Raw genomic sequence first — 2,449 nt, 5'->3', positions numbered from 1 at the left:
GGATGATAAAGAAAGTTTAGACTTTAAGATGTAGAATAGATGAAAGTTATCAGACAACAATTGTCTGTAAAAGTTTTAAATATTTATCAAAGCTATTTGCAACTTCAACCTGTAATCTAGTTAATGGTGTCCAATCTCTAGCGAGATTACTCTCCATAATTTATCTCATTACAAATTGCTAGATGTATCTAGTATTCTGTAAATCAATTATAAGTATCTGTTTTTAATATGACTTCTTGCAATTTATTCCAATCCAAATACTACAGTTCTCTGGTCATTTGATAGAATAAGCTTCTCAGCTCCAAATATCTCTTTTAGTTTTTCTAGAAATAGTGGGTTTGGGATAGTTTTCAAATCTGGCAGCTAGTACTCAACTAATCAAAATCTTCTAATTTATTAATTAAAGTGATCTTCTCTAATTTTAGGAATATCAAAGAGAACTTCAGTCTTAAGAAAAAATTAAATCACTAATGAGCTTGAGCTTTGTTTTATAGTTGTCCTTATTTATAATAAGAGGGACTACATTTTTGAACTTAGTAACAAATTCTTCTAAGCCTTTTGTACTTTCTGGAAGAGACGTATATTTCACCTCTATTGCAATTAACTTATTTCCAATCTCTAGTATAAAATCAACTTCATAATCTCTTTCTCTCCAGTAATAGACACATCCAGGAAACTTTAAAAGCTCCATCAAAATAAAGAGTTCAAATGCATGTCCGTAGTACTCCTCATCAAATTGCATATCAATTGCTTGAGAATAGAGAGCTGGCGCGAGAGGATATAACTTAGGAGAAGATGATCTTTTTTTAATAATTTTGCCGCTATACTTTTCTAAACTTTTTATAAGAAAGGCCGCTTCAAATAATTTTATATAGTTTTTAACAAGGTCAGTATTTCCCTTGTCTTGCAGCTGCCCCAGAAGTTTTGTGTAGCTAATTTCCTGGGAGGCATAAGAACAAATCAAATCAAATGACTGCCTAAAAAGAGCAGGGCTCTTCACATGAACCATACTCAATATATCTTTCTCTATAACAGGTGTAATGATTGAATCTTTAATATACGAAAGCCATTCAAACTTATTCTCTATAAACTCATAACTACCTGGATATCCTCCATACTCTAGATATTTTTTCAAATCAAATTCATTAAGAAGTTCTTGAGAGCTTTCAAAGTCCCAATGGTAAATTCGATGTAATATATATCTACCAGTCAAACTTTCAGATAAACCTCTGTGCAATGAAAGTGAGCTAGATCCAAGAAGAATTAATCGAGGAGAATTCTCCTCTCGCTGATCCCAAAACTTCTTTGCTTCTTCGGCCCAGTTTTCAACCTTTTGAATCTCATCAATTATTAAGAGTTCGACCCCCTCTCCCAGGGCCATTTGCCATTGAAGGGATAACCAACTTTTGGGCCTAGAGATTTCTCCGTCTGCAGATATATACTTACTAGAAAGTCTTGATTTCTCGCTCAATTGCTTGACAGTAGTAGTCTTTCCCACTTGCCTAGGACCAATTAAAACATGAATATGACCCTCTCTTTTATTGACAAGGTCCATTATTGAATTCAGCTGAGGTGCTTTTATATTCTTCATAACTCACCCTAACACAAAATACTAGATAGACCTATCAAAAATACTAGTAGTACCTAGTATTTTGTAAAGTACTCGTAATTAACTGTTTTTATTATGAAACCTTGTAATTTATTCCAGTCCAAATACTACGCTTCCCTGCTTATTTGATAGAATAAGCTTCTCAGCTCCAAATATCTCTTTTAGTTTCTCTAGAAATAGTGGGTTTTGGACACTTCCTCCTGTGCAGAGAATATATTCAATATCTTCAGAATGAGTGTTAGCTGTCTCTAGAGACTCTTTGAGGGAATTTATAATCTTCTCAGTGACTTCATCAGATTTATTAAAGTAGTCTTTTTGAGAGAGTGAGTTCTTAAGCTTCACTCCTCTTTTATTATAGATAAGCTCACTCGTTAGATTACTAGAGAGATTAATCTTTGCTCCCTCAACTTCCTTCATAAGGTCAAATCCAAGTTTTGAATCAAAGAGACTTTCAAGGTTATCTAGTCTTTCTAGGTCCTTTGAGTCAGTGACAAAGTCTTGAGCGTCTTCAATATAGCTTTCAATATTTGAATCATTTATTAATGAGAATACTGCGGGAGTGCTCATTTGTTGGATAAGAGTTTTAGAGATTCCATGCTCAATGGAGCTTCCTGGTCTCTTGTACTTAACTCTAGATCCAAAGTCAGGAAGAATGAAGTTCTTCATAAGAGAATAATCAAAGCTATCTCCAGCAATATTCACTCCGCTAACAGAGAGAATATCTGAACTAGAGAAGTTTCCATTTTTCATATTGATAACACTAAAATCACTTGTACCAGCACCAAGGTCAGCGATTAAGACCTTGGACTCTTTATTTAGTTTGATATTCATACTTTTTGC

Annotated in this window: 2 protein-coding genes; both read right to left on the bottom strand. The window is 33.8% G+C overall.

Features of this window, described 5'->3' with window-relative positions:
• Positions 1–448: 448 nt before the first annotated feature.
• Positions 449–1,591 carry an ATP-binding protein gene (locus ABX784_RS16925; protein ID WP_372656243.1) on the bottom strand — a complete coding sequence of 381 codons (1,143 nt, stop codon included), beginning with the start codon at positions 1,589–1,591 and terminating at the stop codon, positions 449–451.
• Positions 1,592–1,699: 108 nt separating this feature from the next.
• A partial coding sequence (locus ABX784_RS16920; RefSeq protein WP_372656242.1) for an Hsp70 family protein occupies positions 1,700–2,449 on the bottom strand: 750 nt, incomplete at its 5' end.

Source organism: Halobacteriovorax sp. (assembly GCF_041587335.1).
Classification (GTDB): domain Bacteria; phylum Bdellovibrionota; class Bacteriovoracia; order Bacteriovoracales; family Bacteriovoracaceae; genus Halobacteriovorax.
This window is presented reverse-complemented; position numbering and strand designations above follow the sequence as displayed.

Excerpts from the sequence above, each read along its gene's own strand:
- ABX784_RS16925 (WP_372656243.1), bottom strand. The coding sequence starts at position 1,591 with ATGAAGAATATAAAAGCACCTCAGCTGAATTCAATAATGGACCTTGTC.